Annotated in this window: 4 protein-coding genes; all 4 read left to right on the plus strand. The window is 38.5% G+C overall.

Annotated elements, in window-relative coordinates:
• On the plus strand, positions 1-882 hold an 882-nt coding region (locus AADI82_RS12580), incomplete at its 5' end, for a beta-galactosidase small subunit (RefSeq protein ID WP_341216778.1).
• Between the two features lie 3 nt (positions 883-885).
• Complete coding sequence (locus AADI82_RS12585) at positions 886-4,029, plus strand: DUF5107 domain-containing protein (protein WP_341216779.1); 3,144 nt, start codon at positions 886-888, stop codon at positions 4,027-4,029.
• Between the two features lie 8 nt (positions 4,030-4,037).
• Positions 4,038-6,365, plus strand: a complete 2,328-nt coding sequence (locus AADI82_RS12590; protein ID WP_341216780.1) for a glycoside hydrolase family 95 protein — start codon at positions 4,038-4,040, stop codon at positions 6,363-6,365.
• A 48-nt stretch (positions 6,366-6,413) separates the two neighbouring features.
• On the plus strand, positions 6,414-6,794 hold the full coding sequence (locus AADI82_RS12595) for a hypothetical protein (RefSeq protein ID WP_341216781.1): 381 nt from the start codon (positions 6,414-6,416) through the stop codon (positions 6,792-6,794).

Here is a 6,794-nt window from a genome sequence, read left to right on the forward strand (position 1 = left end):
GCACTAAGTAACTCCTCCGAGAAATTGATTCTTGAAACTTCAGATGGGCATTATAAAATAAGTGGAAAGGATTTTTCTGTTACAATCAATAAGGCTAACGGGGCATTGGAAAGCTATAAAACAGAAGGAAAAGAATATATCGTTAACCCATTGGAACCTTATTTTTGGAAACCACCAAACGATAACCAAGAACGAAATAGTTATGTAAAACGATTAGGCGCATGGAAAGAGGCCGGTAAAAATAGAATGCTTAATGATACCGAAGTCAAAAAATCGTCAAAAGAAAATGAAGTATCCTTAACTTTTGATTTTAAACTACCCGTGGGCGATGTTTCATATAAATTAAAATACACGATTACAGGAAATGCCCAGATAAAAGTGGAAGCAGATTATAAGCCAAATGCAGGCAATATCCCGTTAATTCCAAAATTCGGATTTAGAATGGCGTTGCCCAAAACGTTTGAAAAAATAGAATGGTACGGGCGAGGGCCTCACGAAAGTTATGAGGATAGAAAGACAGGAGCATTATATGCTAAATATAATATGTTTTTAAGTAGCTTTATAACCCCATACATATCGCCACAAGATAATGCGAACAGAACCGATGTGCGTTGGATGAGGTTAAGTGATGGTTTGGGCAATGGGATAAAAATAAAAGGATTGCAACCAATGTCCTTTAGGGCTTGGCCATACACAGAAGACGATTTGGAAAACGCCAAACACGATTACGAAATTGAACAAAGGGATTTTGTCAATTTGAATATAGATTATAAGCTCCATGGTGTTGGCGGTGACGATTCATGGGGTGCCAGAACCCATGATGAATATACTATAAACGGTAATAATCCCATAGCCTTCGGATTTATAATTCAGAAACCATAATATATGAATAGTAAAAGAATAATTTTTGTAGTACTAATTTCTATAGCCATGAGCGCTTCTACATTTTCACAAAATGCGACCATAAAAGAAGAAAAACTCACCATGAAAACCTATATGTTTTCAGACCCCAGTCCGCTGCCACAAATAGGCCGATTGTATCCTTATTTTAGGTTCGATGGCTACACAGCCAAAGGCGAAGATAAAGCATGGAACATGGTTGTACTGGAAAACGAGTATATTAAGGTATTTGTGTGTCCAGACATTGGTGGTAAAATATGGGGTGCCATAGAAAAATCTACAGGAAAGGAATTCATGTACTATAACCACGTGGTTAAATTTAGGGATGTGGCCATGCGAGGCGCTTGGACTTCTGGAGGACTGGAGTATAATTTTGGAGATATAGGACATATTCCAACCTGTGCCACACCAGTTGATTATAGGATTAAGGAAAATGAAGATGGCAGCGTGTCCTGTATTGTGGGCGCCTTAGACTTGCCATCGCGAACCAATTGGAATGTAGAAATACGCTTGCCTAAAGATAAGGCCTATTTTGAAACCAAAGCCACATGGTTTAACAATTCCAATGTACCAGTTACCTATTACCATTGGATGAATGCCGCAGCAAAATCTAAAGGCAATCTGGAATTTTTATACCCTGGCAATAAGCGTATAGGTCATGGGGGCGAAATAGGTGAGTGGCCCATAGACGACGGCAGGGAAATTAATTTTTATGAAAATAACAATTTCGGTATCTATAAATCCTACCATGTTATTAATTCCTATTCCGATTATTTTGGGGGCTACTATCATGATGATGATTTTGGTTTCGGACATTACAGCCTTTACGACGACAAGCCCGGGAAGAAAATATGGATTTGGGGACTTTCGGACCAAGGGATGATATGGGAAGACCTTTTAACAGATTCCGACGGACAATACATAGAATACCAATCGGGCAAACTGTTCAACCAAGCAGCAGCTAGTAGTGCCTATACACCATTTAAACACCGTGAGTTTTCGCCACAGGATACCGATGTGATGAACGAATATTGGTTTCCGTTAAAAGAAACAAAAGGCATGGTGGCAGCTTCACAATATGGTGCTTTAAACATAGAGCAATCTGGGAATAAAGTCACCTTATTTTTAAGCGCCTTACAGAATTTAGATGATGATTTGGTCATAACCTCACAAGGAAAAACCCTTTTAAATAAAAAGATAAAAGCGACTCCGCTGCAATTAATCACCGAAACAGTAACCATAGAGAATGGCAGTAGTTTTGAAGTGAGTTTTGGAAAAAACAAGCTGTACTACAATTCTAAAAACCCTAACAACAGTGTTGATAGGCCCATAAAACCAAACGAAGATTTCAACTGGGAAACAGCTTATGGTTTATATGTAGAAGGCTTGGGATTAGAAAAACAACGCCGTTATCCCGAAGCACTGCAAGCGTATGTGAAAAGTCACGAAAAAGAACCAGGCTTTGTTCCTGCAATAAACAGATTGGCATTGGGCCATTACCGTATCATGCAGTACCAAAAAGCCCTTGAATATACCCAAAAAGCTTTAGCTGTTAATACTTACGACGGATTGGCAAACTACAATTACGGTTTAATCCATACCATTTTAAGAAACACCAATGAAGCGAAAAGCGGCTTTTCAATAGCCAGTCAAGATGTCGCATACAGGTCGTCCGCATACACCGAATTGGCGAAACTGTTTTTAAATGAAAATAATTTTGAAAAAGCCAAAACCTACCTAGAGAAAGCATTGCATTTTAACACCTTTAATATGAGTGCCCTTGAGATGCAAGCCTTTATCTATAGAAAAGAAAAAGATAATGCATCTGCACAATCTAAGTTAGAAACAATCGCTCAATTGGATGCAACCAATATATTTGTTGACGCCGAGCTGTTATTTTTAAAGCAAAAGAGTGAAGCAGAATTTAATGCACAAATTACCAACGAGCTACCTTACGAAACCTATCTCGAATTGGCTCTTAAGTATCTGGCATTAGGTGCGCAAGATGAAGCCGTTACTATACTAAAATTAGCACCAAAACAGCCCATCGTAGCATTATGGCTGGCCTATTTAGATACTGAAAATACCACTGCCCATTTACAAGAAGCGCTCAAATTACCTGTAGATTTGGTGTTTCCGCATCGAGTGGAAAGCGTGACCATGTTAAATGAATTGATTGGCAAAAATCCCCATTGGAAATTAAAGTACTACATCGCACTCATTTATTGGAACAAAGGTTTGATTGAAAATGCTAAAAGTATGTTTGCCAAATGTGGAGATACACCTGATGCATCTCTATTTTATTTAACCAAAACCAAGCTATTTGCTGATGACCAACAGGTTGCCGGAGAGGCATTGCAAAAAGCCTACAGTATTGATCCTAATGATTGGCGGGTAAATATGGCGCTTATAGAAGACTATTTAGCAAAGCAGAAGTTTGAAGAAGCCGCAAAAAAAGCCAAAACCTTTTTAAAGTTATATCCCGAAAAATCCTTATTCGGGATGCACTATGCCAAAGCTTTAATGGGACTCAAAAAATACGACAACGCTATCAATTTTTTAAATACGTTCAACGTATTACCATACGAAGGTGCTACCATAGGAAGAACCATGTATCACGATGCCTGTGTTAAAGCAGCGTACGATGCCCTGCAAAAAGGCAATTACAAAAAAGCCATAGACTATGCAGAACAAGCCAAACTGTGGCCAAAAAACTTGGGGGTAGGCAAGCATTACGATGTTGATGAACGCTTGGATAACTTTATTATCGCCTATGGTTTAGAGCAAATGAACAAAAAATCTAAAGCAGAACAGGTTTATAAAACCATTGCGGAGCATCGTACACCCAAGTACCTTAACGAAAGTACCAAACTGTACTTACAGCTTATGGCTCTGAAAAAAACAGGTAAGACTAAAGATGCAGAACACATTTTAAAAGAAGCTTTACAACACGAAAAAAATAACCAGTATTTAAGATGGGTTGAAGCAAAATATTACAATAAAGATGCGGAAAAAGTAAAACAGGACATCATGGCTGCAGGCACCGAAGTACAGGTGTACGACACCAAATTTGTAGATACGGAATTTGAATTATTAATCGATTTTTTAACCCTAATAGAAAGTAAATAGTAGATAAGATGAAGTTAAGAGCCTTAGTATTTTTAATAAGTATTTGTGCATTTTCACAAGAAAACCAGGATTTAAAGTTGTGGTACACCCAGCCAGCTACCAATTGGATGACAGAAGCCCTGCCCATAGGCAACGGCTACATAGGAGCCATGTTTTTTGGTGGTGTGCATGAAGAGCATATCCAGTTTTCCGAAGGGACTTTGTGGTCTGGTGGCCCAGACTCCAATCCCAATTACAATTTTGGAATAAAGGAAGGAGCAAATAAATATCTTCCTGAAGCAAGAGCCTTGTTAAAGGAGGGAAAAATCAAAGAAGCAGACCGATTGGTAAAAGCAAAGTTTACAGGAACTATAGAAACAGGGCCGCGTTACAATAGCGAATTTGGAGATTATGGCGCACAGCAAACCATGGGAGATTTTTTTATAAAAGTTAATCACTCGGGGGAGGTCTCTGATTATACAAGAAGTCTAGATTTAAAAACAGGTTTGGCACAAGTAAGTTATAATATAGGTAATGAAGGCTATAAAAGAACCTATTTTGGTAATTACCCGAAAAACACTATGGTATATCATTTTGAAAGTACCACACCTACCCGTTACGAAATCCGATTTAAAACTCCTCACGCAACCATTAAGGAAGGATTTGTGGATGGAAAGTATGTGTTTCAAGGAAAAGTAGCCGATAACGGCATGGCCTTTGAAACCATCCTATCCCTAAAAAATACCGATGGCAAAGTGTCTTATAAAAACGGTGTAGTTACTGTTGAAGATGCAAAGAAAATGACGCTTATGCATGTGGCAGCCACAGCATTCAAGTTATCTTATCCCGATTATAAAGACCCAAATTTTAAAACAAAAAATGCTAAAACTCTTCAGGGAATAGCCCATAGTTCGTATAACGATTTAAAAGAGGAATATATTTTGGATTACGGTAAATTGTTTAACAGAATGTCCTTTCATTTAGAAGGTCAATCCTTTAGCGATGTGCCTACCAACATTCGACTTAAAAATTATGCAGATGGCAATCCAGATGTGGGATTGGAAACACTCTATTTTCAATATGGACGGTATTTAATGATTTCTGGAAGCCGACCAAATACCATGTCCATGCACTTACAGGGCAAATGGAACGATGCTACAAATCCAGCATGGGCAGCCGATTACCATAGTAATATCAATCTGCAGATGATTTATTGGCCAGCCGAGTTAACCAACTTGTCTGAGTGCCACGAACCCTTTATAGATTATATAGAAAGTCTTGTAGAACCCGGAGAACTGGCAGCAAAAGCCTTTTTTAATGCCGATGGTTGGATGGTCAACACCATGTGCAATGCCTTTGGTTATACCTCTCCAGGATGGGGTATTCCATGGGGCTTTTTTCCAGGAGGCGCAGGGTGGTTTTCCCAGCACCTATGGGATCACTACGATTTCACACAGGATAAGACCTATTTAGAAACCAAAGCCTATCCCATAATGAAGGGCGCAGCCTTATTTTGGATAAGTTATTTAACCAAAGATGAAAATGGAAAATTGGTTTCGGCACCATCATATTCACCCGAACACGGAGGTATTTCGAGCGGTGCATCCATGGATCATCAAATTGCTTGGGACATTTTGAATAATTGTATAAAAGCAGCAAAGGTATTAGGGATAGAAGATGATTTTACAAAAAAAGCGTTAGAAGTAAGAGATAATATATTGCCTCCACAAATAGGAAGCTGGGGACAATTACAAGAATGGAAAGAAGATGTGGACGATCCCAACAACAAACACAGGCATGTGTCCCATCTCTATGCCTTGCATCCAGGAAATCAAATTTCATCGTCAAAAACACCAGAATTGGCAAAGGCTGCGAGGGTATCCTTAGAAGCCAGAGGCGATGGTGGTACAGGGTGGTCACGCGCATGGAAAATCAATTTCTGGGCACGATTAAACGATGGCAATAGAGCCCATAAATTATTTCAGAACCTGCTAAAAGTAGTAGAATCTACAGGTATGGACATGGATAACTCGGGAGGAACCTATCAAAATTTGTTGTGTACCCATCCGCCGTTTCAGTTAGACGGCAATATGGGAGGCATTTCCGGAATGGTAGAAATGCTGTTGCAGTCACAATCTGGGGTTATAGAACTATTACCAGCGTTACCAGAAGTATGGCAAAAAGGTGAGATTAAAGGATTAAAAGCACGTGGCGGCTTTGAAGTTGATATGATGTGGCAGAAAGGAAAGGTAGTTAGCGGACTTATTAAAGGAAAACCTTTTGCAACAGGTCATGTAAAAGTCAATAATAAGACCAAGCGTTTTAAGCTTGACTCTAAAGGCTTCTATTATTTATAATTTTCACTGATTTTTAAGAGTAATATTAACCATAAATAGATTCAAATTATGAAAAAAATATTTTTTATCAACGCCTTTGTTCTGGTGTTTGTTTTAATGGGTTTTACAAATACAGATAAGGCTTCGAATGCATTAAATTTAGTTGGCACATGGACTTATTCGGCACCAGATGCAGATTATCAATATCAAGAAGGAGAACTTATTTTTAAAGAAACCGATGGTGATTTATCGGGACACGTTGCCATAGACCAATCCGTTATCGATTTAAACGATATAGTTGTAAAGGGAAATACAGTCACTGCAAACTTATATTTAGAGGGTGAAGAAATTTCACTTAAGTTAGAGTTTAAGGATAAATCCTTTTCCGGAACGGTTTCGTTTTCTGGAGGAGAATTGAGTATTTCAGGAAAAAAAAAGAGTAGAAAATAG

Origin of the sequence: uncultured Wocania sp., from assembly GCF_964021735.1 — a bacterium.
Taxonomy (GTDB): Bacteria; Bacteroidota; Bacteroidia; order Flavobacteriales; family Flavobacteriaceae; genus Wocania_A.

Excerpts from the sequence above, each read along its gene's own strand:
- AADI82_RS12585 (WP_341216779.1), top strand. The coding sequence starts at position 886 with ATGAATAGTAAAAGAATAATTTTTGTAGTACTAATTTCTATAGCCATG.
- AADI82_RS12590 (WP_341216780.1), top strand. The coding sequence starts at position 4,038 with ATGAAGTTAAGAGCCTTAGTATTTTTAATAAGTATTTGTGCATTTTCA.
- AADI82_RS12595 (WP_341216781.1), top strand. The coding sequence starts at position 6,414 with ATGAAAAAAATATTTTTTATCAACGCCTTTGTTCTGGTGTTTGTTTTA.